This window comes from Brucella sp. HL-2 (genome assembly GCF_025846885.2).
GTDB lineage: Bacteria > Pseudomonadota > Alphaproteobacteria > Rhizobiales > Rhizobiaceae > Brucella > Brucella quorumnocens.
Genome location: NZ_JAOYTK010000015.1, coordinates 1 through 25669, shown reverse-complemented (window position 1 = coordinate 25669; position 25669 = coordinate 1). Strand labels below are relative to the sequence as shown.

Here is a 25669-nt window from a genome sequence, read left to right as displayed (position 1 = left end):
CTAATCGTTTACGATAGCGATGGCGGCAATTTGACGACCGTAATCAGGCTCGTTGCGGTGCGTCGTGCGCCGGTAGGAATAGAACTGATCTTCATTGGCATAAGTGCACTGGCGCAGTGCTTCGGCTTTCACATTGGCCTTGGTCAGGCGATCTGTGATGAAGGTCCAGAGATCAAAAAGCTTGTGACCTTCCTTGCCTGAAGGTTGGAAATATTTGTCATAGCTTACGTCTTTGCCAGTGAACTCGGCATAGAATTCCGGACCGACCTCGTAATTTTCAGGGCCGATTGTTGGGCCCAGCACTGCAACGATATTCTCACGCTTTGCGCCAAGTTCGATCATGGCTTCAATCGTGTTTTCGAGAACGCCGGTAAATGCACCACGCCAGCCGGCATGGGCTGATCCGATGACACCAGCCTCATGATCGGCAAAAAGAACAGGGCCGCAATCAGCCGATAAAGCGCCCAGAGCAATGCCGGGCACGTTTGTGACCATGGCGTCAGCCTTGGGGCGTGGGCTGCTGAACGGCTCAGTGACGCGGAGCACATCGGGCGAATGAACCTGATGCACGGTCATCAAATGATCGGATGCGACGCCAAGCGTTTCAGCAACACGACGGCGATTCTCCGTCACCAGTTCCGGTACATCATTTGACCCGCTGCCGACATTCAGACCGGCATAGATGCCATCTGAAACGCCGCCTTTTCGGGTGAAAAAGCCATGCGCAATGCGCTTGCCGTTGTGTCCGGCATGGCCATCCAACAGGGCGGAGCGAAGCGGTTGCGGCTTATCGGTCATTGGCTTTCTCTTTTCAAACGGCGGGATGTTGGGGGAGGCAAGTCAGCTTGTCAATCGCAGCTTTTTGACAGCGAGCTAGGCTGAGGGTTGGTGCAGTGCGGTTTCAAACGGGAAGATCGCGGTTGCCGGATCTGCAATCGTAAGCGCCTTAAATAGTGTCCCCATCTGATCAGGTGCTGCGAGTCGCTCAACGTCTTCGCGAATCTTGTTCTGAAATGCCGCATCGCGTCCAGTACCGAGACGGCCTGCGCGGTCAATAAGACCCATAGCCAGGAGAAAATCGCCCTGCGTCATGGTTCCCGTCTTGCATCCGCAATTGCGTGCAGTTCTTTCCAACATGTCGAAATCGACGTGGCTGGTGAGGTCTGCCTCGCCGGGATGCGCGAAAACATCGTCATAGGCATGTTTCAGCATCGCTTGCAGCGTATCGCCAAGGCCCGATTGAAGGTGTCCATAATCGATTGTGAGTGCGGCTCCACGCGTTGCCGCAATTCGCTGTGCAATCTCCTGCATCAAAGCCGTGCGGGCAGGGGCGGCTTCAAAGATTGTCCCTTCGGGAGCGGTCTGATGGCCGGGTGGTAACAAAGCTTCGTCAATGCCACCAGCCCCGCTCACAAACTGGAATTCGTCCTGCTCATCAAGTGCAATCAGCCTTTCGACAAAGCGGCCATTGGCTTTAACGAATTGTCGAAACGGTATTGCATCGAACAGCTCGTTGGATACGAGAATCAACGGGCCGTCTGGAATGCTCGAAAAGTTCTCGAACCATTCGATTGAATGGCCCAGACCAGAGAGCTTTTCTTTTTGCTTTTCAATCAGTCGTGGACTGGTTTCGACCATTGCAACGCGCGTGGCTGCGAACATCTGAGGCGCAAGCTGTTTGATCGTGCGCAGCATGTCGCTCAATAGTGTCCCGCGACCGGGTCCAATTTCGCACAGGACCGCGTTGTCAGGGCGTCCGAGCGCATCCCATATGCCGACGCACCATATGCCGATCAGTTCGCCAAACATCTGACTGACCTCGGGCGCGGTAATAAAGTCACCGCCACGTCCGAATGGTTCGCGTGTTGTATAGTAGCCTGATTCACGGTCGCCGAGGCATGCAGCCATATAATCGGCGACGCTGATCGGTCCCGTGGTTCCGATCAGCCGCTTCAAACGATCTTTGAGTGTTACCTCAGGCATTCTTTGCTACAGCCCGGTTTGCACGCAACATTGCCCAAAGCCCAATCAAGACCATCGGCACCGACAGCACCATGCCCATGGTGAGCCAACCGCCGAAAAGATAGCCAAGCTGTGCGTCTGGTTCACGGAAGAACTCGACGATAATGCGGCTGAGGCCGTAGCCTGCAACAAAGGTGCCGGCGATGAAGCCGGGTGCTTTGAGTTTTTTGCCCACCCAGATGAGCAGGAACAGAACGAAAAACAGCACGAAACCTTCAAGGAAGGCTTCATAGAGCTGGCTCGGGTGACGCGGCAGTGGGCCACCATTGGGGAAATAGACAGCCCAAGGCACATCGCTGACGCGGCCCCAGAGTTCCTGATTAATGAAATTGGCGATACGCACGACGCCAAGGCCTATGGGGACGCCTGCTGCAATCGTATCAAACATGCTCCAGACTTTGATGCCGCGTGAGCGCGCGAACAGGATCATGGCAACCGTGGTACCAAGAATGCCGCCATGGAATGACATGCCGCCATCCCAAACGGCCGGAATAGCCAGTGGATTGGAGAGATAGTAGGAGAAGTTATAGAACAGGACGTAGCCGATACGGCCACCGAGCACCACGCCGAGTGCCGCCCAGATGACAAAGTCGTCGAGCGCTTCGGGCTGCATGGGCGGCTGATTATTGCCCCAAAGGCGATGATTGCGCAAAAGCTTCTTGCCGTACCACCACGCAAACATGATGCCGACAACATAACCAAGACCGTACCAATGAACGGCAAGCGGGCCGATGGAGAAAATCACCGGATCGATATTCGGAAAAGCCAGAGCCGAAACCGGCAGCAACGTCTCTATCATATAAGAACTCCATTTTCCGGCTGACCATGCGCGACGATATCTGAGTGGTCAAGTGATCACGATTATACAGCTTCACTTGCATCAGAACCGAGACAGCCCTATTTCCAATTTATGTTTTCAACAAGCCTGTATCGAAGATAGGGAAGAATGCCATGACCAGCGGACAAAACCGGGTTCTCGATGAACTCGCCAAGCTTGTGACCGATGCGGCAGGCGCTGCGCAAGGCGTGCGCCGCGAGGTGGAGACAGCTTTGCGATCGCAGAGCGAGCGCGTGCTCAACACGCTTGACGTGGTGCAGCGCGAGGACTTTGAAGCCGTGCGTGAAATGGCAATCAAAGCGCGTGCTGAAAACAGTGCTTTGCTTGTTAAAATTGAAGCTTTGGAAGCGCGTCTTGCCAAACTTGAAGTTGATTCGAGTGCCAAAACGACGAAAACCTCTGCTCAGGCGTCTAAATCCAAAGATAATTCATAATTTTTTATTAACAGGCCGCAAGTGGCAAAAACCCTTGTCTTAGAGTCGGTTAAGGCAAGGGTTGCGGCCCGCCCCAATCATATTTCCACATGCTTTAATGCCTCTTTTTAGAAAAGGGGCTGGCGTTCAGATTCAGCATCAATAGACTGAAAACACTACATGATTCGTAACGCAGTCATGTGGGCAGCGGCGAGGGGCTGTAGTTCTAGTTTTCGCGTCTTTCAGGCTGCTTTCCAGTATCAGTTGCGTATGTGCGTGTGCCATTGAGGCGTTGCATGCTTTTCAAGCATGTCGGTTCCTCAACCGATCAATTCGTGCCTGTTTTTCTGCGCTCAGTCTTGCGTGGTGATGGGTGCGGGCGAGCAATAACTTGCGCGCCGGGAATTTGGAGGTGTCTTTCGAGGCGCTTCCCAGAACAGGAAACGGACATGAGCCTTCTTGAGCTTGAATTTGCACGCGAAGCGCATCCTGTGGATGTGATCGAGCACGTTGCGAATTCAAACGACTGGACGTTCGAGCGGACTGGCGACGATGAAATTGCAATTTCGGTAGCGGGTAACTGGACCGACTACCACATCTCGTTCTCCTGGATGGAGGACTTTGAAGCGTTGCACCTGGCTTGCGCCTTTGACATCAAGGTTGCGGAGCCGCGCGTCAATGAAGTGATGCGGTTGCTTTCGCTGATCAATGAAAAACTTCTGATGGGTCATTTTGATCTCTGGCAGCAGGAAGGTGCGATCATGTATCGCCAGTCGTTGCTGCTGGCCGGTGGTGCAGAGCCAACCAGCCGTCAGGTTGAAGTGCTGTTGTCGGCGGCACTTGAAGCTTGTGAAACCTATTTCCAGGCATTTCAGTTTGTTGTCTGGTCGGGTGTCAGCGCGCGTGAATCGCTTGAAAGCGTTGTCTTCGAGACAGTTGGGCGCGCATAAGCATTAGAGATCCCGGTAAACTGCCGGGATCTATTTCAGGGGATTTATTATGAGTGCAGCGGAAACGATCAGCTGGGGCGATTTCGAGAAAGTCGATATCCGCACGGGGACCATTGTTGAAGCCGTTCCATTTCCTGAAGCGCGTAAACCTGCTTTTAAACTGAAAATCGATTTTGGTGAAAAGATCGGTGTCAAAAAGTCTTCCGCCCAGATAACGAAGCATTATCAACCGGAAGAGCTGATCGGGCGTCAGGTAATGGCAGTGGTCAACTTCCCACCACGTCAGATTGGCCCCTTTATGTCCGAAGTCCTGACACTTGGCTTTCCAGATGAGAATGGCGAGGTTGTTCTCGCTGCTATCGATAAGAAAGTCCAAAACGGCGTCAAACTGTTCTGATCTTATAGCTGTGATTTGTGCATATCGCATGTTCTGTGCGATTGGTTGTGCAAGCAATGTATAGGAATAAGACAGATGCAGGGAACAATTGCTGTAGCATTGGGCGGTGCGCTGGGAAGCGTTTTGCGCTACTGGTTTGCCATCTGGCTGGCCCCTGTCAGCCGTGATCTGCCTTGGGGCACAATTGTCGTCAATATCATCGGTTCGTTTGCAATCGCCTTTTTTGGTGCACTGACGATGGCCTCGAGCCGCTTCGAAGTGCCTGAAATCTGGCGTCTCGCCTTCATGGTCGGCATTTGCGGCGGCTTCACCACCTTCTCCTCATTCAGCGTACAAACCTTCGAGTTGCTGCGTCTCGGCATGCCGGGACGCGCACTGCTGAATGTTAGCATATCGCTTTTTGCGTGCCTCGCCGCGACAGCACTTGGCTATGTGGCAGCGCAGGCGATCAGTCGGGTTTAAGCCGGAATACGGATAATCGCTCTCAGGCCGCCTGTGGGGGCGTCTTCAAGATCGATATCGCCGCCGTGACTTCTGGCAATGTCACGCGCGATGGCGAGGCCAAGGCCACCAGTGCCGCCGGAATCCTGCGTGCGCGCTTCATCTAGGCGCACAAAAGGTTTGAAGACGTCTTCGCGTCGATCTTCCGGGATGCCGGGGCCATCGTCATCGACGATAATTTTCAGCCAGCCATCGTCATGGGTAATTGACAGCTCGACATTATCCGCATGGCGGAAGGCATTGGAGACAAGATTGCTGACAAGGCGTGAGAAGGCATTCGGACGAACATTGACCTCGCTGTCGCCTTCGATTGAATACTTGAAGCCACGCTCGCGCAGTCGCGCTTCGTTCGCGAGCTTGTCACACAGCAGGCGCACGTCATAGGTCGCAGCTTCTTCCGAGCCTTCGCCACGTGCAAAGGCAAGATAGCCTTCAAGCATCGTCTGCATGTCGGCGATGTCCTGGTTGAGCGGCTCTGTATCGATTGCGTTACCGGTTAGTGCCAGTTGCAGCTTGAAGCGCGTCAGAATCGTGCGCAGATCGTGGCTGACGCCGGAAAGCATGGCGGTGCGCTGTTCAATTTGCCGTTCGATACGTGAGCGCATCTGGATAAATGCAATGCCTGCGCGGCGAACTTCTTCGGCGCCGTGCGGACGGAAGCCTTCGGGCATCGGTCGACCCTTACCAAAACTTTCGGCTGCTTGCGAGAGCTGCTGGATGGGTTTGATCTGGTTGCGCAGGAAGGCGATTGCGATGATCAACAGTACAAGCGCGGTACCGATCATCCATGTGAGGAAGATGCCGGTATTGGACGCATAGGCCTGACTGCGACGTGCGAAGACACGCAGCACCTTGTCGTCGAGCTTAATCCGAATCTCGATCAGATCGGAATCGCCGACTGTATCGACCCAGAAAGGACGATTGATCTGGCGAGTGATCTCTTCGCTCAGGAAGTAATCGAGAATAGCGAAGAAGGGTTTCGGCCCGGGTGGCGGCAGCGGATCGGGTGGCAGGATCGAAATGTTCAGCCCTAGACGCTGCTGCGAAATGCGGATCAGATTGTCGTAGCCGGGTTCTTGCGGATAGGTTTCCAGAATGTCGATTATCGCGGAGATATCGCGCACGACAGCCGTGGAAAGCCGTTCAGTCACCATCTGCCAGTGACGTTCCATGAACACATAGGCAATCACGGACTGAAGCAGAACCATTGGCGCAATGATAATGATAAGCGAACGCGCATAGAGCCCTTTGGGCATACGGCGCGCAAACCAGCGCGTGAGTGTTTTCCAGAGCGATTTCATCGTCTCAGAATACTCCAGACGGTTCTGCAAATTCTATGTCTTCGGTCACGCTCTGAAATTTGCGACGCTCCGCTCTTTCTAGATCCAAAGCGCGTTTCGATCGGATCGGCGCTCCAAATCTTTGATTTAACGCGCATCCCGAAAACCGCTTCGCACTTTCCGGGATGCGCTCTAAACGCTACTCGATGCTCAGCTTATAGCCGATGCCGCGAACGGTTTGCAGCCAGACGGGATTAGCCGGGTCCTGCTCGATCTTGCGACGCAGGCGGTTGATCTGCACATCAATTGTGCGTTCGCCGACATCGCCGTCCTGTCCGGTCAGTTCATGACGCGGAATGGTTTCACCGGCACGCTCGGCGAAAATCGCCATGATATCCTGCTCGCGATCCGTGAGCTTGATTGTCTCGGTGCCCTTCTTCAATTCGCGACGCGGAATGAAGAAAGTGTAAGGTCCAAAAACGATCTGTTCGATTTTCAGCTGGGACGGTGACGCACCACGGCGGAGGATATTGTTGATACGCAATATCAGTTCGCGTGGATCAAAAGGCTTTGGCAGATAGTCATCTGCGCCTGCTGACAGACCATCGATCCTGCTGTCGGTTTCTGACAAAGCGGTCAGCATCAGGATCGGCACGCTTTTCTGCTCACGCAGTGAACGGGTCAGCGAGACACCGGTTTCGCCGGGCATCATCACGTCGAGGATTAGCAGGTCGAAATCGATGCCTTCGAGCTTGCGGCGCGCTTCTGCTGCGCTGCCAGCCATGGTCACTCGAAAACCGCTGGTCGTCAGATATTGCGAAAGCAGGCTGCGAATTCGCGTGTCATCATCGACAACAAGAAGATGTGGCGCGTCGTCGGAAAGGTTGTTTTCATCTACAGCCATGGCGTCGTTCGATCCCATCCTGTTTATATATTGCCGTCAGCGGAGGCTGTGCGGCCCTGGGCTTTTATTATAGGCATGCCGCAGAAAGCTGGTCTCATAGTTTCTACGGCGAGCTGCATCTTAGCCACTGCAAGACAGCGCGTCTATCTGAGGCTTGCGCTGTAGGCGATTAGCCCCCAGCCTTATCGAGCCTGGGTTCAGATGCTGCGCCAGCCGTTTCAGTTGCCGCGAAATCGTCAATCTGGGCACGGCGTTCAGGATTGACCATATTATAAAGAAACCGCTCAATGACTTCGCGTTCTGCAGCACCGGATTCTTCCAATGCCCGCGCGATGCGGCGCGACTGTGGCAAAGCAAGTGCAAGCGTGAGTTGTCGCCCACTTTTTGTGGGATAAAGTTTGCGGTGACGGCGATCGTGTAAACCAGTGGCCTGTACAACATGGCCGGTATCGATCAGTTGCTTGAGAACGCGCGACAGGCTCTGTTTGGTAATGCGCAGCACTTCCAGAAGCTCGGCCACCGTCATGCCGGGCTTGCGATTGATGAAATAAAGCACACGGTGATGGGCGCGGCCAAATCCGATCTTCTCGAGGATCAGGTCCGGGTCGGCGGTGAAATCGCGATAAGAGAAGAACAGCAGTTCAATGACGTTGAGATCGTCAGCCTCCAGACACGTCAGAGGATTGCTGATATAGTTAACGTCGTTCGTCGAATTCACATCGAAGCTCCATCCTGTTGCGATAAATATGTCAGCATTGTTGACATAACTCAATCGCCAAGATAATTTTTGGTAAGTGCGGGCTGCTTTTTTTGGAATAAAGTTTGCACTGATGCATGTTGGAGGAGAGATAATTACGCGGCTTGCTGTGTCAGACTGTCCAATAAGGACGGTAAAGCATAATGGCGAGCTTTATTTTCTGTAATTGTCGGAAATATCTTTGTTTTACATGCATTATTTGCCTGATCTCAGCGAGTTGTTCGAGCTGACCTCAGCGCATTTGATTTTAAAATGCCAGTGTTGGCGAAGAAAAACATGTCTTACTTACCAGTTATATCGATTTAACTGGCCAGAAAAGACTAGGGAAAGGCTCATCAGAGCCAAACGGCCTGCAAAAAAGCGGGCAATTTGAGGAAGAGTAAAATGGCTGCGATTCCATTCGATCAACGCGACGGATTTATCTGGCAGGACGGCGAGTTTGTCTCCTGGAAGGATGCGAAGGTACATGTGCTGACGCACGGTCTGCATTATGCGAGCGCCGTATTCGAAGGCGAGCGTGCTTATGGCGGCGAGATTTTCAAGCTGACCGAGCATACTGAGCGCCTGCATGAATCTGCCCGAATTCTTGGCTTCGAGATTCCATATAGCGTCGAAGAGATCGACAATGCCTGTCGCGAACTGCTCAAGAAGCAGGGTTTCGTCGACGCATATGTTCGGCCGATTGCTTGGCGTGGATCAGAGTCGCTTGGCGTTTCGGCTCAGAACAATCGCATTCATCTGGCTATCGCGATCTGGCAGTGGCCAAGCTATTTCTCGCCTGAAGAAAAGATGAAGGGCATTCGTCTCGACGTCGCAGAATATTGCCGTCCTGATCCGCGCACTGCGCCCTCGCGTTCCAAGGCTGCCGGACTTTATATGATTTGCACTATTTCCAAGCATGCAGCCGAAGCAAAAGGCTATGCGGATGCGCTTATGCTTGACTGGCGCGGTCAGGTCGCTGAGGCCACGGGTGCGAATGTGTTCTTTGTCAAAGACGGTGCATTGCACACACCAAAGCCTGATTGCTTCCTTGATGGCATCACACGCCGGACGATTATTGATCTTGCCAAGCGTCGAGGTCTGGAAGTTATTGAACGGGTTATCATGCCGGAAGAAATGGCGACATTCACAGAATGCTTCCTGTGTGGAACAGCGGCAGAAGTGACGCCGGTTTCGGAAATTGGGAAGTACCATTTTACGCCGGGTGAAATCACCAACACGTTGATGAATGATTATGCGGCCGAAGTTCAGCCCAAGCGAATAGCTGCTGAGTAGCAACGTTTTAAACAGAAAAAAGCGGCTTTTAAGCCGCTTTTTTACTATGTGACGGCTTATTGTTTGACATTGGAAAGTTTCGGTCCAAGATTTTCCATGTCGGATTCGCGTTATTCCGGCTTTTAACTCAGATGGGGTGACGATTATGGAATCTCTACTGCCTATCATTCTTCAACTTGTTTCGGGCGCAGTGGGCGGCAATATTGCTGGTGCTGTCAAGAATCTAAGCCTCGGAACTGCTGGCAATACAGTTGCCGGTGGCATCGGTGGCGTTATTCTTGGCCAGCTTCTGCCTATGCTTTCCGGTGGCGGGATGGACTCGGTTCTTAATGGCGTCGTTGGCCAGTTGGCTGGTGGCGGTGTGGGCGGTATCGTCCTCACAGCGATTATCGGACTGATCAAGAACTCAATGGCAAGCAAGGCCTGAGCTTAAGCGAATAGCGCGGTTGTGGGGACAACAACCGGCGATCTCACGGGGTGACATTTTTTCCAAAAGCCGTTCAGACTTTTGGAAACTTGAACAGTTTTCGTGAGAGGGGATACGGGCGGCCTTGTGCCGCCCGTTTTACTATGACCAGACCTTTGCAATCTGAAGTCCGCGCATTATCTGAATATGCAAACAGATCACGGCAGTTCGAGAACCAACGGTTTATCTTTCCAACATACTGACTGAATGGAGTATCCTATATGGGACAATTACAAGCCATCATCGTTCCAGTGACGCCATTTCAGCAGAACTGCACCATCCTTTTCGATGGTGACACTAAGAAGGGTGTTGTGATCGATCCGGGTGGCGATTTTGATCGAATCAAAGAGGCAATTGCGTCTCAGAATGTCGACGTAGAAGCTATTTGGATCACGCATGGCCATATTGATCATGCAGGGGCTGCGCTGGACCTCAAAGAAGATTTGGGCGTTGAGATTATTGGTCCGCACAAGGACGACAAGTTTCTGCTCGATAATCTGGCAACTACTGGCCTTAAATACGGCCTGACTGAGGGTGTACGCAACGTAACACCTGACCGTTGGCTGGAAGAAGGCGATACGGTTTCAGTTGCCGGGCACACTTTCGATGTCTTCCATTGCCCAGGGCATGCACCGGGACATGTGGTGTTCTATAATCCTGAGGCGCGCTTCGCGATTGTTGGAGACGTTTTGTTCAACGGTTCAATCGGTCGTACTGACCTGCCGGGCGGTGATCACGCCGCACTCATTCGCTCGATAAAAGAAAAGCTGCTGCCCCTGGGCGACGATATCGGCTTTCTGTGCGGCCATGGTCCCGGCGGGCGCTTTGGCGAAGAACGCCGCAACAATCCGTTTCTCAACGATATTGGATATGCCTGAACTGAATGCTTCATGAAAAAAGCCGCCTTTCAGGCGGCTTTTTGTATTTAGACGTGCAGCGGGTTTAGTTGGCCGAGCAGAAATGGTCGCGTCCATCATAACCGCGATAGGTTCCGGTATTTGCATTGAACGAACGATAACGGTCCGAACAATATTGATACCAGCCGCGGCTCCATGGCTCATAGCCGACGCGATACTGCACGCTGCGTGCAGGTGGTGCCGGATAATATGCAGGTGGCGGTGGAGGCGGCGCGTAAACGGGCGCAGGCTGGACATATGTCGGCTGAGGCTGGCTCAAAGCGCTGCCGAGCAAAGCGCCTGCCGCAAGGCCGATGACGCCAGCAGCGACCGCATCGCCGCTGCGGTCGCGGTGACGATGATAGGGGCGATCCCAACCGCCGCGGTTCCAGTCGCCGCCGCGATCCCAGCCGCGACGACCCCAAGAGTCAGCCGATGCCGAAGCCAGCGGTGCTGAGACTGCTGCTATGGAGGCAACTGCCAGAATAGCTGTTTTAAGTAGTTTGTTCATTGTCCGCTCCTTCAGAAGCACAACTGCAATTTCGGCGATATGCAGGGCCGAGTTGGCACACCGCATCAATCATGAATGACAAGTTAATAGTCTCGACATGAATGGAGGCTGAACAATGGTGAAGGGGCTGCTGAAACCTTTATTATCCGGTAAAATACATGCAGTGTCGGTAATATTTCGCGCGCTGAGATTTGGAGCGGGTTGCAGCTAAATGGTTTCATTTAGCGTTCTCGAACATGCGTTAATTAAAAGAATCTGGAGCGAGCGCCATGGGTGCGATTAGGCGTGATACGCTCTAGGATTGGCGCTAATCTCAGTACAATAAAAAACCCCGGCGTTAGCCGGGGATCAAATTCTTGTTCTGTAAAGTTTCGGACTTAGTCAGTAACCGAGATATTTACAGCCTTAGGACCTTTGCCGCGACGATCCGGTTCTGTCTCGTAAGAAACCTTCTGATTGTCAGCAAGTCCTGCCAAACCTGAAGCTTGCACAGCAGAAATATGGACAAAAATGTCCGCGCCGCCATCATCAGGCTTGATAAATCCGAAACCTTTTTCGGAGTTGAAGAATTTGACCTGTCCGGTCTGTGCCATGGGATCCGTTCCTTTTCCTTGGCGCCACTGCTTTATTAAGAGACAGTGGAATTACAACTTCCGCCGAACGCACCACACACCCGGCAGAGGGTCATGCAGGCAGTTATCGACATAGGAGAGGAACCGATCATTGCCAGAGACTAATCTCCGACCCGGAACTTCTAGCGGTTCCGGCGCGCCGTTCTTCCAGTCTTCCGTTTGTACTCAAATTGCCCGGACAATCGAAGACTGATCTATGATGCATAATTTGGCAAGCAAATTCTTCATAGAATATGAGATTGGTTATCTTCGTAACGGTATCGTCTCGAATCTTTACAAAAATTACGAGAATATCACTCATTCAATACCAAAATAGCACAGGCCAACGGCAATATATCGATTCATACTAAGGTATAGCATGATCATTTGCTTACCGATTGCGTAAAACTATGCATGCACCGCCTGCCGCGCGAAGTTTAGTGCATATGTTGTCCGCTTCACCTCGACTATCAGCTCCGATACGTACTGCATAAATGCCACGCCGGGCCATTGGTGTACGTACGCGGCTAATGACCGGATTGTGGCCTGCGAGCACTGAGGAGAATTGCTTGCGTAACCTGCTCCACTGATTGGCGGCAACGCTACGTCGAAAATTGCCCGCGACCTGAATGCCCCAGGGCTTAGGCTTGATGCGGGACATGGGTATCGTGGCTGTGCGAATGATCGGCAGACGCTGGCAAGCTTCTGCAAAACTGAGTTTTGCGTCGAGCGGCTTGTTGGTGATCTCGCTGCCGGATGCAAAATTATCAGCGGGAGCGCCTGTGAGATCAAGAACGTAGTCTTCTGTCTCAAGTGGAAGAAATCCGCCTGAGCGCATCCAGTTGGAAACGCGGGTCGGCCCTGCATTATAAGCGGCGGCTGCCAGCCCCCAATTTCCGAAAGCGCGTTTGAGTTCGCTTAGAAAGCCTGCAGATGCGGGGATCGCCTGTTCAATATCGAATGGATCGGCGAGGCCACGCTCTTTTGCAGTATAAGGCATGAATTGTGCGATACCTTGAGCGCCAACCGGGCTTACTGCGCGATGATCGAAGCGGCTTTCTTTCCAGATGAGCCGCGCAAAGAAGTCTTTCGGGATACCTTTCGCTTCGGCGTTGATTTCTATGAGCTCACAAATGCGACTGACAGTCGGCGTGATCTTCTCGGGCGGCATGGGCGGACCATAGGTCAGAGATTCGGGATTGACCGTTGTCTGGGCTGCCGCGTTGATGCTTTCAGGCCAGCTAAAGAGCTGCATAAATGCAAATGTCGCTATCGTTATATGCAGACGACTCATACTGTTGATTCCGCCCTTTATCCCGCTCTTGGAATGTAGAGTAATGCATGTTTACGACTTGTCGATATGAGGTTTTTGAGAACGTTGCCGATTATCTTTTAATCGATCCTTGTTCTCGGAGGCTGCTGTGCCATCTTAGATCGCACCCGAAAGTGTGAAACGGATGTCGAAAAAATGGGCTTGAAAACAAAGTATTTAGACGCGCCGATCTGATTCAATCAGATCGAAATGCGTTCTAACATGCGGATTAGGAGAGGGAGAGAGCTATGTTGTTCAATAAAGTCAGTCGATTGGGCTTGCTCGCGGGTGCCATGTTTCTGGCGGGGTGTGTTGCCGAAGGTGGCCCGGATTATCGGCCTCCAGTACGGCCCGGTCCATCGCAACCGCAGATGTGTCCGATGATTTATGCGCCAGTTTGTGGCGAACGCGGTCATTCACGCAAGACTTTTGGCAATGCCTGTCAGGCCCGTGCCGATGGCTATCGGATTGTCGGCAATGGCCAGTGCAGCTCACGGCCCGGCCAGGGATCGGGACCGGGCGCAGGTTGGGGAGGAGAACGGCCGGGTCGCCCGCCACATCAAGGCAACAGACCAGGACGCCCAAGTGCTGGTGCTTGCACACGGGAATATATGCCGGTTTGCGCGCGTCGCGGTAATGACAGGCAGACATTCTCAAATCGCTGTGAAGCAGAACGTGCCGGTTATCGCATTACCGGCGGTGGTCAGTGCCGGTAAGTTAGCCAACAATAAAAAGGACGGTTTCAACCGTCCTTTTTTCTATCATGCAGCCTTTTGAACAGAGGGTTGCCCCCGCAACGGCTTGCCGAAGCGGTCGATATTGGTATCCCCCCAATCCTTCAGTGCCAGCAGGATTGGTTCGATGCTGCGGCCAAGCGGAGACAGGCTATATTCGACCTTGGGAGGAACCTGTGCATAGACCTTTCGCTCGATCAGACCGTCTTCTTCCAGCTCACGCAACTGATTGGTCAGCATACGCTGGGTCACACCCGGTATTTGCCGCCTGAGTTCATTAAACCGCATCGTGCCGTCGAGAAGATGAAACAGCACAACGCTTTTCCATTTGCCATCGATGAGACTGATGGCGGCTTCAACCGCACAGCCGGGACTGCAATCGAAGCGCGAGTGCTTGGCCTTGGTCATTTAAGTATCCTTTATATACTAAGTACAAAAAACAACACTATTGGCGATTTTTGTGCGTATTCACACTCTGTGATAGTAGTCTAATATTTGGTCCATAGCAAATGGAGCAGAACGATGAAAGCAGTTGCCTATCAAGTTGCGGGTCCGCTGGACCGTGCAGAATCTCTGGTCGACGTAACATTGGAAAAGCCGAAAGCGGCGGGCCGTGATCTGTTGGTTCGGGTTGAGGCGATTTCAGTTAATCCAGTCGATTACAAGATCCGCAGCGGCGTGTCGCCAGAAGCTGGCCAGTGGAAAGTGCTCGGCTGGGACGCGGTCGGGACAGTCGTTGAGACGGGTAACGACGTGCGTAACTTCAAACCGGGCGATGAGGTCTGGTATGCAGGATCTTTGATCCGGCCAGGTGCCAATTGCGAGTTTCATCTGGTCGATGAACGCATTGTTGGCCATATGCCCGCGTCGCTTGCCAAAAGTGAAGCTGCTGCCCTGCCACTCACATCGATCACCGACTGGGAAATGCTGTTTGACCGGCTGGATGTGCGCAAGCCAGTGCCAGGCGCTGCAAACGCCATTCTTATTATTGGTGGTGCAGGCGGGGTTGGTTCAATCGCCATCCAGCTGGCGCGGGCTTTGACTGATTTGACGGTGATTGCTACCGCATCGCGACCGGAAACGCAGGAATGGGTTAAGCAACTCGGCGCGCATTATGTCATCGATCATAGCAAGCCACTGGCAAAGCAGATTGAAGCTCTGGGGATAGGCGCGCCAGCTTTTGTCTTTTCAACCACGCAAACGCAGAATCATGTTGATGAGATTGTCTTGTTGATTGCACCGCAAGGGCGGTTTGGCCTTATCGATGATCCGGAAACGCTCAATGCCATGCCGTTTAAGCGCAAGTCCGTATCGGTGCACTGGGAACTGATGTTTACGCGTTCGATCTTTGAAACTGCCGACATGGATGAGCAAGGCAAACTTCTGAATGAAGTCGCCCAACTGATCGATGCGGGCAAGATCAAAACAACAGTTACGGAAGTGCTTTCGCCAATCAACGCTACCAACCTGAAATCGGCCCATGGCTTGTTGGAAACTGGCAAGGCTAAAGGCAAGATAGTTTTGGAAGGCTGGTAAGCAGCCCTCCAAAAATACCTGAATTGAGCGGTTCCAATTAAGATTGAAACGCTGAAACCGCTCTATTTCTTTCTACGCATTTCCGAACGCAAAACCGGTTTCCACTTTTGCTGGAAATGCTTTAACGCCCCGGTCGGCCAGTCTTGCCGGGGCGACGCTTTTTGCGTGCGGCCTCAGCCGGATCTTCGTAAGAGCCGATGCCAGCACGTTCGCGGCGGATAATTGCGTCGTCAGCGCCTGCCGGTTTTTCTGTCCGCTTAACGGTCATTTCATCCAGCGTATTCTTGCGGAACAGCGGCTTTGCCACATCGGTTCCTGGTCCCATATTGTCGAGCGAAGGCTTGGCGAATAGCGATTTTTTCGGCTCTGCATCCACTGTGCGATGGACCTTACGGCCCGCATTGTGGCGCCCCTTAGTACGGCCAGTCACAGGGCTTTCAAGTTCCACTTCACGCGCGAGCGGATCGTCGGCAATCGCCAGTTCCATTTCGCGCAAGCGTTTGATCTCGTCGCGCATGCGCGCGGCCTTTTCAAAGTCGAGATCGGCTGCGGCGTCGCGCATCTGCTTTTCCAGATGTTCGAGATGGGAGGCGAGATTGTTGCCCATCATCGCGCCCTGTTCGGCGAAGCCGGAAATATCGGCGCGGACGTGATCCTGTTCGTAAACCGAATTCAGGATGTCCGAGATATTCTTCTTCACCGAAGCAGGCGTGATACCATGCTCAGTATTATAGGCTTCCTGTTTTTCGCGGCGGCGGCTGGTTTCGTCCATCGCGCGTTGCATGGAGCCGGTTATATTGTCAGCGTACAGAATGACCTTACCGTCGACGTTACGCGCCGCACGACCGATGGTCTGAACGAGCGAGGTTTCTGAACGCAGGAAACCTTCCTTGTCCGCATCGAGAATGGCGACGAAGCCGCATTCTGGAATATCCAGACCTTCGCGCAGCAGGTTGATACCCACAAGCACGTCGAATGCGCCAAGGCGCAGATCGCGGATGATTTCTATACGTTCCAGCGTGTCGATATCCGAGTGCATATAGCGCACGCGAACGCCCTGTTCGTGCAGATATTCGGTCAGGTCTTCGGCCATGCGCTTGGTCAGCACGGTGCAGAGCGTGCGATAGCCCTTGCGCGCTGTTTCGCGGATTTCGCCAAGCACATCATCGACCTGATTTTTTGCAGGCCGTACTTCAACAGGCGGATCGATCAGGCCGGTTGGGCGAATAACCTGTTCGGCAAACACGCCGCCAGCTTCTTCGATTTCCCACTTGCCGGGCGTTGCAGACACAGCGATGGTTTGTGGACGCATCGCATCCCACTCCTCGAACCGCAGTGGACGATTGTCCATGCAGGAGGGCAGGCGGAAGCCATATTCGGCCAGCGTCGCCTTCCGACGGAAGTCGCCGCGATACATGCCGCCAATCTGCGGAACTGTGACATGGCTTTCGTCGAGGAAAACGAGGGCATTGTCTGGAATATATTCAAACAACGTCGGCGGCGGCTCGCCCGGCTGACGTCCGGTCAGATAGCGCGAATAGTTTTCGATACCGTTGCAGACGCCGGTTGCTTCCAGCATTTCGAGGTCGAAATTGGTGCGTTGCTCCAACCGTTGCGCTTCAAGCAAGCGGCCGGCGCGCGTGAGTTCGGCCAGACGATGCTGCAATTCTTCCTGTATCGACTTGATGGCCTGATTGAGCGTCGGGCGTGGCGTCACATAGTGGGAGTTTGCGTAAATCTTGACCGATTGCAGATCGCCGGTCTTCTGAGCGGTCAGCGGATCAAATTCCACGATGGTTTCGATCTCGTCGCCAAACAGCGAAATGCGCCATGCGCGATCTTCCAAGTGGGCCGGGAAAATTTCAATTGTATCGCCACGCACGCGGAATGAGCCGCGCACAAAGTTGATGTCTTGCCGCTTATATTGCTGTGCCACGAGATCGGCGAGAAGCTGGCGCTGGTCGAGCCGGTCGCCGATCTTCATTTCGAAAGTCATGGCGGTATAGGTTTCGACCGAACCGATACCGTAAATGCATGAAACAGACGCAACGATAATGACGTCGTCGCGCTCAATCAAAGCACGAGTGGCTGCGTGACGCATCCGGTCGATCTGTTCGTTTACGGTCGATTCCTTTTCGATATACGTATCGGACCGCGCCACATAGGCTTCGGGCTGGTAGTAATCGTAATAGGAAACGAAATATTCGACAGCATTGTTCGGAAAGAAGCTCTTGAACTCGCCATATAGCTGCGCCGCCAGGGTCTTGTTGGGAGCGAGAATAAGCGCGGGACGCTGCGTTTCCTGAATGACCTTTGCCATGGTGAAGGTCTTGCCGGAGCCGGTAACGCCAAGCAGAACCTGCGTTCGGTCGTTCTCTTGCAGCCCGCTGACCAGATCACGAATTGCTGTCGGCTGATCGCCAGATGGTTCGAAACTCGATTCCATCTGGATCGCAATGCCGCCTTCAGATTTGTCCGGGCGGGTAGGACGATGCGGGGTCCAGAGTTCGCCGTTCTTGAACAGTGGATTGCCGGATTCAATCAGATCGGAAAGTGCCTGAACGGTCGCGGTCGCGCCTGAGGGATTAAACTCGGCTGCGTCTTCAAGGCTGATGTCCAGTCCTGCTACTGGATTGAGACCTGCGGCAGCGCGTTCCTTAGCAGACGCAGCGCCCCCCATCGAAGTGCCGCGCGCGCTGCGCGAGGATTCCTTGCTGCGTTCAGGCACCTTTTTGGGAGACTTTGCGGCTTTGGCAGGCTTTGCCTTGGCCTGAGGCTTGACGGCCTCATCGCTGATCTCTTTTGCCCAATCGGAAATGGACCCGGACAGCGGCGCGCCCGAAAATTCGGACTGCGGTGCTTCACCGAAGCCGCCAGTCTGATTCTGCGAATCCTGAGTGTATTTATCTTTTGAGGAAGCCATGCACCCAATATGGAATTTCACAACTCAAATGAAAAGGGTGCACGGATCAAATCCCATGCACCCGGTCCGGAATCTATACGGCTCCTGACATCAAGCTGTCAGGAGGAAGTGCTCGAAGAGGCTCCAGTGGGGATTGAATCGTAGGAACTGCACCGCACTATTTGTTCTTACGCATTATCCAACGCAAAACCGGTTCCCGCTTTTGGTTCAAACGCTTTATCTGCGGCCGTGTGGGCGCCAGCGGTCGCCCGGTCCGTAAACGTTTGGATGGTAACCGGGATGATCCCTCCAACCGGGACGATCGCCCCAATGTGGACGGGGCTCGCCCCACTGGTTTGGCCCACGCCAACCCGGACCCGGACGGTATGGACCCGGACCCCATCCAGAACGATAGGGGCGAGGCCCCCAGCCTGGACCCCAGTTAGGGCCATCATCCCATCGATTGTTGTTGATTGCTGAACCGATTACCAATCCAGCTATGAGCGGTATGCCAACAGCTGCTGCGGTTGATCCAAAATTGTCATTGGTGGTGTAACCGCCGCCGCCAGTCTGAACCGCGATGTAATTTGACGACGCCCAGCCATCAAGGCCGCGATAATTGACGCGGCACCAGCCGTACCCACTTGTGCAGCCTGCAACATCCAGAACAACCCCATTGGGGATGCTACCCATTGATGGATACTGTGTACCAGGACCGGTGCGGAGATTAATATTTGCAGTTGCAAGCCCGGCCGAAGCTTCTGCATTTGTTGCAAATAAAAGAGCTAATGTAGCAATTGAAGATGTAATAATTAATCTCATACTATCCCCCGATCTATATATCATAGATCCATATATAGCAGATGATTGTTATTTTTACTTTAAAGTCTGTATGAATATTTCTATTGTGATTAATAATTAAGATTTTAATCTTCCTGGTGTTGCCTCATGTTTGATTTGCATGGCTGCGGTGCGGATGTCGCACTTTTCCTCGATCAAGGGTTACAGCATACTCGCAGCTGAACACCGCTTTATACCAAGGTGCTAAGAAGCTGACGCATCACGCCTTGAAAATGTTCAGTCGCCACACGGGCTTAACCAAAGTCCGATGAGTCTTACTCAATGAACTTTGGTATTACGCTATTCGGAATGCATTCAGGCAATCAAAGGACTTATTGATGAACGATATTAATGCGCCCAAGGGCATGCTGACGGTACGTACACAGGCAATGCCAAAAGATACCAACTCAGCTGGGGATATTTTCGGTGGTTGGGTTATGGCGCAGATGGATACGGCCAGCGGCATCCGTGCTGCAGAGCGTGCCAAGGGGCGCGTTGTTACAGCGGCAGTGCGTGAAATGTCCTTCGCCAAACCGGTCAAAATCGGCGACGTTCTTTGTGTTTATACTGAGATCACGCGCGTTGGCCGCACGTCGATTACGCTTCGTGTGGAAGCCTGGGCCCAGCGCTATCTTGCGGATGAGATGGATCTCGTGACGCATGGTGAGTTTGTGATGGTAGCGCTCGACAAGAGCGGTCAGCCGACGCCAGTCCCTGCTGAATAATTATGGAAAGCCCGGTTGATCCGGGCTTTTTGTTATTTGCAGGCCCGATAGCCGCTCCGACGCTGCATCAGATCGAAGTGAAAATGGTCGGCATGTTCGCGGTTATAGCCGGGGCCAAGTACCGTGGTGAAGTAATCGCAGGCATCGGAACGAACGCTGTTGAGCAGGCCTTTTTCGCGAAAGGCGAAGAAGCTGGGTTTGCGAACGGTTATGCTTTTACCGTTGTTCAGCACAATTTTGGTCACGTCGATGGCATTGCCACGCGAATGCTCGGACATCTTTGCGCCACGGCGGTGATTCATCGTCCGGCATGAATAGCCACCGGCATTGTGAATCGTATTGACGCCGGAAAGATATCGCAGGCGTGCCGATGGTTGCAGATCGCCTTTGATCCAGCGCGCAAAGGCTTCCGTTACCTGACAATTCAGTGTTGCGGCAGGTTTGAAAGCAATTGAACCGCTGTTAAAGCCGCTGACTTCGATAGGATTATCGATGCGGCAGCTGCCGCTCTGATTGATGGGTGATTTCTCTGTGAAAACAACACCCAGGCGCTTCAGACGCGTCCGGCAGGCCGCATCCGAATTAGACATTGCATAAATGTTTTCGGCTGTGCTGACCGGGTTTTGAACAGGAGCTGCGAAGCCATAATCGCCGGTATAATGCGGCTGGCTCTGCGTCGTCATCTCATTGGCATTGTTTTCGATTTCTTCCGCCAACCCAACAACACGCTCTTCTCGCGGAGCATTGGCGGATGCAACAGGAGCGGGCGGCAGCGCTATGTCAGCATTGCCGATTTCGGCTTGCGGACGCGGCGGACGTTCTCCTGAGCAACCGGCAGCCAGAGCGAACAGCGCCAGAGATGCCGGTATTAGATAGCGATGAAAGCGATTGGACAACGCAATACTCATGTCCCTGCCTTTCATTGTGGAACCGGGCTTAGGCTCATATTAGTCGATAAGCGTAAACGAACAGTCAGTGAGTGCGTTAAGGGCTATGGCGCAAATAAGGTCATTTCTCGCCAAATCAGTGGTCATAACTTTGGCGAAATCTTCATGCCTTTTTGCTATTTGTTTGCAGCGGTTTCGGGCCAAGCCGCGACAATGTCCTTCCGGTCCCTAAAGTTCTTTCCATGTCAGCACTGATGTCGCCGAGTATTCTGCCGATCCTGCTTTTGATCGGCTCTAATGTTTTTATGACCTTTGCCTGGTACGGGCACCTGAAATTCACCAGCACGCCGCTGGTGACGGTTATTTTCATCAGCTGGGGGATCGCGCTGATCGAATATTGTCTGGCTGTGCCAGCAAACCGCATCGGTCATGAGGTCTATTCCGCTGCGCAGCTGAAAACGATGCAGGAAGTCATCACACTTGTGATCTTCAGCCTGTTCTCGATCTTTTATCTAAAAGAAGCCTTCACTTGGAATCATCTGCTTGGATTTGCGTTGATCGCAGGCGGTGCGGCGCTGATATTTAAAGGCTAAGCTGTTCAGTGGCCGGGATTGGTTCCGCCTTGCGTTTCCAGTACATGGGAACCAATTCCACGGCGAGCATCGCAGCAAACAACAAGCCACAGCCGATAAAGCCGATGAATGTCAGGCGTTCACCCAGGAACATCGCACCGAACAGAGCCGCAAATAAAGCTTCAGATGATAGGAAAATAGCTGCCTGTGCTGATGTGGTATAGCGCTGGCCGATGGCTTGCAGGGTGAACGCAACGCCAGATGAAAAGACGCCTGTAAACAGCAGTTCTTTCCATGTGAGCGCAATGACGTTCCAGTTGATGTCTTCGACGGCTGCGGCAATCATCAGGCCGGCAGCGGCTGCGGTCGCAAACTGCACGCAGCTAAGTGTGATAGGGCGTCCGGCACGATTGGCGCGGGTGATCAGCAGAACCTGCATGGCCCAGAAAACTGCGCCGCAAATGACCAGCCAATCGCCCTGCTTGAGTGCGCTTAATGTTCCACCTGACAAAAGAAAGATACCTGCAAGACATGCAGCCGCACTTGGCCATACCACTGGATGAGGCCAGCTGCGGAAAAGGATGACACCCAATACCGGCACCATCACGACATAAAGGCCAGTGAGAAAGCCAGCATTGGTGACTGATGTTGTGATCAGCCCAATCTGCTGCAGGGCGAGACCTGTAAAAAGAGTAGCTCCTACAAGCATGAAAAAGAGATAATTCTGGTTTTGGAGCTTGTGCGGTGAGCGTCTGCCTTCAGCAATAGAGAACGGCAAAACGGTGAGCGCTGCAATTGCGGAACGCACGCCGATAAACAGGAAGGGGCCAATACTTGCCATGGCCGTGGATTGCGCCACAAAGCCCATGCCCCAAATGACACCCGCCAGAAGGAGGAGTAAATTTGCCTGTACGCGCGTCATTGTTGCTTCATCCCCACGAAAAACGCCCGCAATGATTTGGATCATTTTTCCGGGGTGGCCATGCTATAGAAAATATCACGTGGGATCGGCAAGACAGTATTTTAGAGCGCCGATCTGATGAAATCAGATCGGCGCTCTAAACTCTTTTATTTGAAGCATAATCTTATCGATCCTCGTTTCACTCCGGTCGGATCATGCTCTAAATGCGACGTGTTAGTCCGTTGATATTTTAAATCTTATGGGGTTGGTTATGTTTTTTCTGAAACTTGGGCTTAAAGCAATTCTGCTGGCGGGAGTGGCAACCACATCGCTGCTTTCAGACGTTGGCATATCGCAGGCTGCCTATAAACTGATCCGAGATACCTCTGTTCAATGTGATTTTGCGCAGAACTGCACATTGAGCTTCACTCCGGTCGCGAGTGAAGGCGGGCCTGCACTTGGTCTATATCGCAGCAGCGCAGTCGGTTCCAAGCCGGAGGTGCAGCTTTCATATATTGATCCATCCAAGGTTTCAGGCCAATTGGAGCTGTCTGTCGATGGCTCGTTGGTGCTGACGACTGAAGCGTCGGTGGCCTCGCTCAAGAGTGACCGGCTCAATTATGGCGATGCGGTTGCGGTTACCAAACTGATCAATGCCATGAAGAATGGTCAGAAACTACAACTCAAATTCGCAGGCAAAACCTCGAACTACTCACTTTCAGGATTAATCGGGGGCTTGATCTACGCTGATGAGCAGCAATCGCGCGCCGGTACTGTCGATGCATTGCAGGCAAAAGGTGGGCACCCTGCGCCGCCACCGCCGGAGGTGAAAATCATCGCTTCAATCGAGCAGGTGCCCGAGCAGATTCGCAAGGACTTCACCGATGAAAACGGTGTGTGCGGGACTTCAAGCGGAAATTCTTTCAGCACTGGCGGGGGCTTTGAAACGAAGATCGCAGATGGGCTCAACCTGATCGGAATGCCATGCGGTTCGCCCGGCGCTTATAATCAGCCTTATGTATTCTACAGCCAGTACGAGAATCAGGTGGTGCCGATTTCGTTGCCAACGATTTCCGACGATGGCCCAACCGTCACCGATCAGGCATGGAACATTGACTGGTCGCAGCAGAGCAAGACGCTGACAGCTTTCTTCAAGGGCAGGGGCTTAGGCGATTGTGGCATCTATGATGTCTGGAAAGCCACAGACACAGGCGAAGGACACGTGCGGTTTGTGCTTTTGCAGGAGCGCTCCAAAGGCGACTGCGATGGCAATTACGATGGTGGTCCTGAGAAATGGCCTGCAAGCTGGCCCATTCAAGCCAAATAGGAACGCCAGAGCACATCCCGAAAAGCGGGAACCCGTTTTCGGAACAAGATGTGCGTAAAAACAAATAGTGAGACGCATTTCCGACGATACCTCTTAAACTGGAAATGCATTAGCTTTGTAGAATTAACAGGCATAAATTTTTCTTCGTGAAATGACCGATGAAAATGGTATAGTTACAGTAACATCACTTTGAACGGTTCCGAAGCATGTGTTTCGGCGACCGTTTTCTTTTTGTGTACCGGCAGGCGATTAAACCTTCCGGACGGGTGTCCTGAGCCAGTCATGGAGCAGGATCAGGCGGGCAATCAAACTGCCGTCGCGCTCATCCTGGAGGGAAGCGCGGCGGGCGATGGAAAGGACTGGACTGGGTATGGAAAAGTTCCCTATGACCCCTCGCGGTTTCGAAAACCTCAAGGAAGAACTCCGCACGCGTCAGCAAAGTGAACGTCCGCGGATCATTGAGGCAATTGCTGAAGCGCGTGCGCACGGCGATCTTTCGGAAAACGCCGAATATCACGCTGCCAAGGAAGCCCAGAGCTTGAATGAAGGCCGTATCAATGAGCTGGAAGAGCTGGTTGGTCGTGCCGAAGTCATTGATGTAACAAAGCTTTCCGGTGACAAGATCAAGTTTGGCGCAACCGTCACATTGATCGATGAAGATACTGAGGAAGAGAAAGTCTATCAGATCGTCGGCGATCAGGAGGCCGATGTGAAGGAAGGCCGAATTTCGATTTCTTCGCCAATCGCGCGTGCACTGATCGGCAAAGGTGAAGGCGATACCATTGAGGTCAATGCACCCGGTGGTTCGCGTTCATACGAGATTCTCGGTCTCAAGTTCATTTGAGATCGTAATGCCAGATAAGAGGCCCAATAACGGGTTTATTCCGGTTCAAGAGGTCGAAGTCGTAGCGCCCAACTTCAAGCGCCGCCTTTCTGGTGTGACTTCGACTATTGTTCAGCTAATCCCTTTGCAGCGTGCAAAGGGATTAGGAATTGCAACGATGGGTCCCGGGCTGCCTGAAACTCTGCCGCATCTCGGCTGGGGCGCTCTTTTTTCGTTCTGGAAAAAACCTGCCAAACGGCGTTTCCGCATCTGGCATGCACGCCGGAATATCGAAATGCTTGCAGGTATTTTCATGCGCGATGTCCTGCGTATGAAGTTGCGGCTGGTGTTTACTTCAGCCGCGCAACGTCATCACAAACCCTTCACCAAGTGGCTGATCCGCCGCATGAATGCGGTGATCGCGACCAGCGGCCGTTCGGGCAGTTTTCTCGAAGTACCGCATCAGGTCATCATGCATGGCGTTGACCTTGAGCGGTTTCATCCGCCCGTTGGTAAAGAAGACCAGTTCAGCGCATCAGGTCTGCCCGGAAAATATGCCATTGGCTGTTTTGGGCGTGTGCGTCACTCCAAGGGCACGGACCTGTTTGTTGATGCGATGATTGCGCTTTTGCCGAAATATCCGGAATGGACGGCAATCATCACAGGTCGGACGACTGCCGAACATCAGCCATTTGAAGATGGTTTAAAGGCACGTATTGCTGCAGCCGGATTGCAGCATCGCATCCACATTCTCGGCGAAGTGCCGGATGTGCGCATCTGGTATCGACGTCTCACGCTCTATGTCGCGCCGTCCCGAAATGAAGGTTTCGGTCTCACCCCGTTGGAAGCCATGGCTTCAAAAACAGCCGTGGTTGCGAGCGATGCCGGTGCTTATGCCGAGATGATCGTGGAAGGTACGGGCAGTTTTGTTTCAGCTGGCGACGGTGATGCGCTGCGCGATGCAATCGAACCTTATCTGGCCGCACCTGCCTTGGCTCAACGCGATGGCGAAAATGCGCTCGCCTATGTTCGCGAAGCTTTCCCGCTTGAAAAAGAGGCTGACGCCATCAGCGCAGTCTATGAACAGGTTTTTAGTAGTTAGAATTACGTCCAAAGAAAAAGAGCGACTGCGCATGAACGCAATCGCTCTCTCATTCAATAATATTTGAGTTAGAGCGTGGGGCGATTATTTTGAATCGTTAAAGAGGGTGATATTTGTTGGCATTTCGCGCTTTTTAGATTGATGATTCATTGGGTCAGGAGGAAAGGCTATGTTCCAGCAAGCTTAT

Annotated in this window: 28 protein-coding genes; 14 read left to right on the top strand and 14 right to left on the bottom strand. The window is 52.9% G+C overall.

Annotated elements, in window-relative coordinates; genetic code table 11:
- The 3 genes from pgeF to lgt all read right to left on the bottom strand — a co-directional run bounded on the left by pgeF (position 1) and on the right by lgt (position 2821).
- The gene (gene pgeF, locus OIV19_RS15915) at positions 1 to 798 is read right to left on the bottom strand and encodes a peptidoglycan editing factor PgeF (protein WP_264232231.1); all 798 of its coding nucleotides are present in this window, start codon (positions 796 to 798) and stop codon (positions 1 to 3) included.
- Positions 799 to 873: 75 nt separating this feature from the next.
- On the bottom strand, positions 874 to 1983 hold the full coding sequence (locus OIV19_RS15910) for a class I SAM-dependent methyltransferase (RefSeq protein ID WP_264232230.1): 1110 nt from the start codon (positions 1981 to 1983) through the stop codon (positions 874 to 876).
- Entirely contained in the window at positions 1976 to 2821 is an 846-nt protein-coding gene (gene lgt / locus OIV19_RS15905) for a prolipoprotein diacylglyceryl transferase (RefSeq protein ID WP_264232229.1), read from the bottom strand. Before lgt ends, OIV19_RS15910 begins: the two co-directional genes overlap by 8 nt.
- Before the next feature lie 152 nt (positions 2822 to 2973).
- Here lgt and OIV19_RS15900 point away from each other — a divergent pair, with 152 nt between their 5' ends.
- From OIV19_RS15900 to crcB, 4 genes are all read left to right on the top strand, one after another.
- A complete protein-coding gene (locus OIV19_RS15900) occupies positions 2974 to 3294 on the top strand; it encodes an accessory factor UbiK family protein (protein ID WP_095447092.1) in 321 nt (106 codons plus the stop codon).
- Positions 3295 to 3722: 428 nt separating this feature from the next.
- Positions 3723 to 4223 carry a type III secretion system chaperone family protein gene (locus OIV19_RS15895; RefSeq protein ID WP_024899435.1) on the top strand — a complete coding sequence of 167 codons (501 nt, stop codon included), beginning with the start codon at positions 3723 to 3725 and terminating at the stop codon, positions 4221 to 4223.
- Between the two features lie 49 nt (positions 4224 to 4272).
- Positions 4273 to 4620, top strand: a complete 348-nt coding sequence (locus OIV19_RS15890; RefSeq protein ID WP_264232228.1) for a tRNA-binding protein — start codon at positions 4273 to 4275, stop codon at positions 4618 to 4620.
- Between the two features lie 75 nt (positions 4621 to 4695).
- Positions 4696 to 5082 (top strand): fluoride efflux transporter CrcB, encoded by a 387-nt coding sequence (gene crcB, locus OIV19_RS15885; protein WP_095447089.1) that lies wholly within the window; start codon positions 4696 to 4698, stop codon positions 5080 to 5082.
- Here crcB and OIV19_RS15880 read toward each other — a convergent pair.
- The 3 genes from OIV19_RS15880 to OIV19_RS15870 all read right to left on the bottom strand — a co-directional run bounded on the left by OIV19_RS15880 (position 5079) and on the right by OIV19_RS15870 (position 8023).
- Positions 5079 to 6422: an ATP-binding protein gene (locus tag OIV19_RS15880; RefSeq protein ID WP_095447088.1), complete on the bottom strand. Its 1344-nt coding sequence runs from the start codon at positions 6420 to 6422 to the stop codon at positions 5079 to 5081. The two genes, crcB and OIV19_RS15880, sit on opposite strands and share 4 nt — an antisense overlap.
- Before the next feature lie 178 nt (positions 6423 to 6600).
- Positions 6601 to 7323 carry a response regulator gene (locus OIV19_RS15875; protein ID WP_095447087.1) on the bottom strand — a complete coding sequence of 241 codons (723 nt, stop codon included), beginning with the start codon at positions 7321 to 7323 and terminating at the stop codon, positions 6601 to 6603.
- A gap of 151 nt (positions 7324 to 7474) precedes the next feature.
- Positions 7475 to 8023 carry a MarR family winged helix-turn-helix transcriptional regulator gene (locus OIV19_RS15870; protein WP_095447942.1) on the bottom strand — a complete coding sequence of 183 codons (549 nt, stop codon included), beginning with the start codon at positions 8021 to 8023 and terminating at the stop codon, positions 7475 to 7477.
- A 423-nt stretch (positions 8024 to 8446) separates the two neighbouring features.
- On the opposite strand from OIV19_RS15870, the gene OIV19_RS15865 reads away from it, so the two are divergent.
- The 3 genes from OIV19_RS15865 to OIV19_RS15855 all read left to right on the top strand — a co-directional run bounded on the left by OIV19_RS15865 (position 8447) and on the right by OIV19_RS15855 (position 10681).
- Positions 8447 to 9337: a branched-chain amino acid aminotransferase gene (locus OIV19_RS15865; RefSeq protein ID WP_264232227.1), complete on the top strand. Its 891-nt coding sequence runs from the start codon at positions 8447 to 8449 to the stop codon at positions 9335 to 9337.
- Between the two features lie 145 nt (positions 9338 to 9482).
- Positions 9483 to 9764: a hypothetical protein gene (locus OIV19_RS15860; RefSeq protein WP_095447085.1), complete on the top strand. Its 282-nt coding sequence runs from the start codon at positions 9483 to 9485 to the stop codon at positions 9762 to 9764.
- A 260-nt stretch (positions 9765 to 10024) separates the two neighbouring features.
- The gene (locus OIV19_RS15855; RefSeq protein ID WP_094540034.1) at positions 10025 to 10681 is read left to right on the top strand and encodes an MBL fold metallo-hydrolase; all 657 of its coding nucleotides are present in this window, start codon (positions 10025 to 10027) and stop codon (positions 10679 to 10681) included.
- Positions 10682 to 10745: 64 nt separating this feature from the next.
- Here the strand turns inward: OIV19_RS15855 and OIV19_RS15850 are convergent, their stop codons facing one another.
- From OIV19_RS15850 to OIV19_RS15840, 3 genes are all read right to left on the bottom strand, one after another.
- The gene (locus tag OIV19_RS15850; protein WP_095447941.1) at positions 10746 to 11210 is read right to left on the bottom strand and encodes a BA14K family protein; all 465 of its coding nucleotides are present in this window, start codon (positions 11208 to 11210) and stop codon (positions 10746 to 10748) included.
- A 377-nt stretch (positions 11211 to 11587) separates the two neighbouring features.
- Entirely contained in the window at positions 11588 to 11803 is a 216-nt protein-coding gene (locus OIV19_RS15845; RefSeq protein WP_024899445.1) for a cold-shock protein, read from the bottom strand.
- Positions 11804 to 12212: 409 nt separating this feature from the next.
- Positions 12213 to 13115 (bottom strand): lytic transglycosylase domain-containing protein, encoded by a 903-nt coding sequence (locus tag OIV19_RS15840; RefSeq protein ID WP_264232226.1) that lies wholly within the window; start codon positions 13113 to 13115, stop codon positions 12213 to 12215.
- A 266-nt stretch (positions 13116 to 13381) separates the two neighbouring features.
- Between OIV19_RS15840 and OIV19_RS15835 the strand changes: the two genes are divergently transcribed.
- Positions 13382 to 13849, top strand: a complete 468-nt coding sequence (locus OIV19_RS15835) for a Kazal-type serine protease inhibitor family protein (protein WP_095447084.1) — start codon at positions 13382 to 13384, stop codon at positions 13847 to 13849.
- Between the two features lie 45 nt (positions 13850 to 13894).
- Here OIV19_RS15835 and OIV19_RS15830 read toward each other — a convergent pair whose 3' ends face one another.
- Positions 13895 to 14275, bottom strand: coding sequence for a winged helix-turn-helix transcriptional regulator (locus OIV19_RS15830; RefSeq protein ID WP_264232225.1), 381 nt, complete (start codon positions 14273 to 14275; stop codon positions 13895 to 13897).
- Positions 14276 to 14389: 114 nt separating this feature from the next.
- On the opposite strand from OIV19_RS15830, the gene OIV19_RS15825 reads away from it, so the two are divergent.
- Entirely contained in the window at positions 14390 to 15403 is a 1014-nt protein-coding gene (locus OIV19_RS15825; protein ID WP_264232224.1) for a zinc-binding alcohol dehydrogenase family protein, read from the top strand.
- Between the two features lie 121 nt (positions 15404 to 15524).
- On the opposite strand, the gene uvrB is transcribed toward OIV19_RS15825, so the two are convergent.
- Together uvrB and OIV19_RS15815 are read right to left on the bottom strand one after the other, a co-directional pair.
- Positions 15525 to 18326 (bottom strand): excinuclease ABC subunit UvrB, encoded by a 2802-nt coding sequence (gene uvrB / locus OIV19_RS15820; RefSeq protein WP_264232223.1) that lies wholly within the window; start codon positions 18324 to 18326, stop codon positions 15525 to 15527.
- A 216-nt stretch (positions 18327 to 18542) separates the two neighbouring features.
- Positions 18543 to 19127, bottom strand: coding sequence for an SH3 domain-containing protein (locus OIV19_RS15815; RefSeq protein ID WP_095447080.1), 585 nt, complete (start codon positions 19125 to 19127; stop codon positions 18543 to 18545).
- Positions 19128 to 19483: 356 nt separating this feature from the next.
- Between OIV19_RS15815 and OIV19_RS15810 the strand changes: the two genes are divergently transcribed.
- Positions 19484 to 19870 (top strand): acyl-CoA thioesterase, encoded by a 387-nt coding sequence (locus OIV19_RS15810; RefSeq protein WP_007875958.1) that lies wholly within the window; start codon positions 19484 to 19486, stop codon positions 19868 to 19870.
- A 32-nt stretch (positions 19871 to 19902) separates the two neighbouring features.
- Here OIV19_RS15810 and OIV19_RS15805 read toward each other — a convergent pair whose 3' ends face one another.
- Positions 19903 to 20778: an extensin-like domain-containing protein gene (locus OIV19_RS15805; RefSeq protein ID WP_235901990.1), complete on the bottom strand. Its 876-nt coding sequence runs from the start codon at positions 20776 to 20778 to the stop codon at positions 19903 to 19905.
- A 221-nt stretch (positions 20779 to 20999) separates the two neighbouring features.
- On the opposite strand from OIV19_RS15805, the gene OIV19_RS15800 reads away from it, so the two are divergent.
- A complete protein-coding gene (locus OIV19_RS15800) occupies positions 21000 to 21350 on the top strand; it encodes a DMT family protein (protein WP_095447940.1) in 351 nt (116 codons plus the stop codon).
- On the opposite strand, the gene OIV19_RS15795 is transcribed toward OIV19_RS15800, so the two are convergent.
- Positions 21340 to 22251, bottom strand: a complete 912-nt coding sequence (locus OIV19_RS15795) for a DMT family transporter (RefSeq protein ID WP_095447939.1) — start codon at positions 22249 to 22251, stop codon at positions 21340 to 21342. The two genes, OIV19_RS15800 and OIV19_RS15795, sit on opposite strands and share 11 nt — an antisense overlap.
- A gap of 250 nt (positions 22252 to 22501) precedes the next feature.
- On the opposite strand from OIV19_RS15795, the gene OIV19_RS15790 reads away from it, so the two are divergent.
- The 3 genes from OIV19_RS15790 to OIV19_RS15780 all read left to right on the top strand — a co-directional run bounded on the left by OIV19_RS15790 (position 22502) and on the right by OIV19_RS15780 (position 25482).
- The gene (locus OIV19_RS15790; RefSeq protein WP_264232222.1) at positions 22502 to 23557 is read left to right on the top strand and encodes a DUF1176 domain-containing protein; all 1056 of its coding nucleotides are present in this window, start codon (positions 22502 to 22504) and stop codon (positions 23555 to 23557) included.
- Positions 23558 to 23927: 370 nt separating this feature from the next.
- Positions 23928 to 24401 (top strand): transcription elongation factor GreA, encoded by a 474-nt coding sequence (greA, locus tag OIV19_RS15785; protein WP_095447078.1) that lies wholly within the window; start codon positions 23928 to 23930, stop codon positions 24399 to 24401.
- A 7-nt stretch (positions 24402 to 24408) separates the two neighbouring features.
- On the top strand, positions 24409 to 25482 hold the full coding sequence (locus OIV19_RS15780; protein ID WP_264232221.1) for a glycosyltransferase family 4 protein: 1074 nt from the start codon (positions 24409 to 24411) through the stop codon (positions 25480 to 25482).
- Positions 25483 to 25669: the final 187 nt, after the last annotated feature.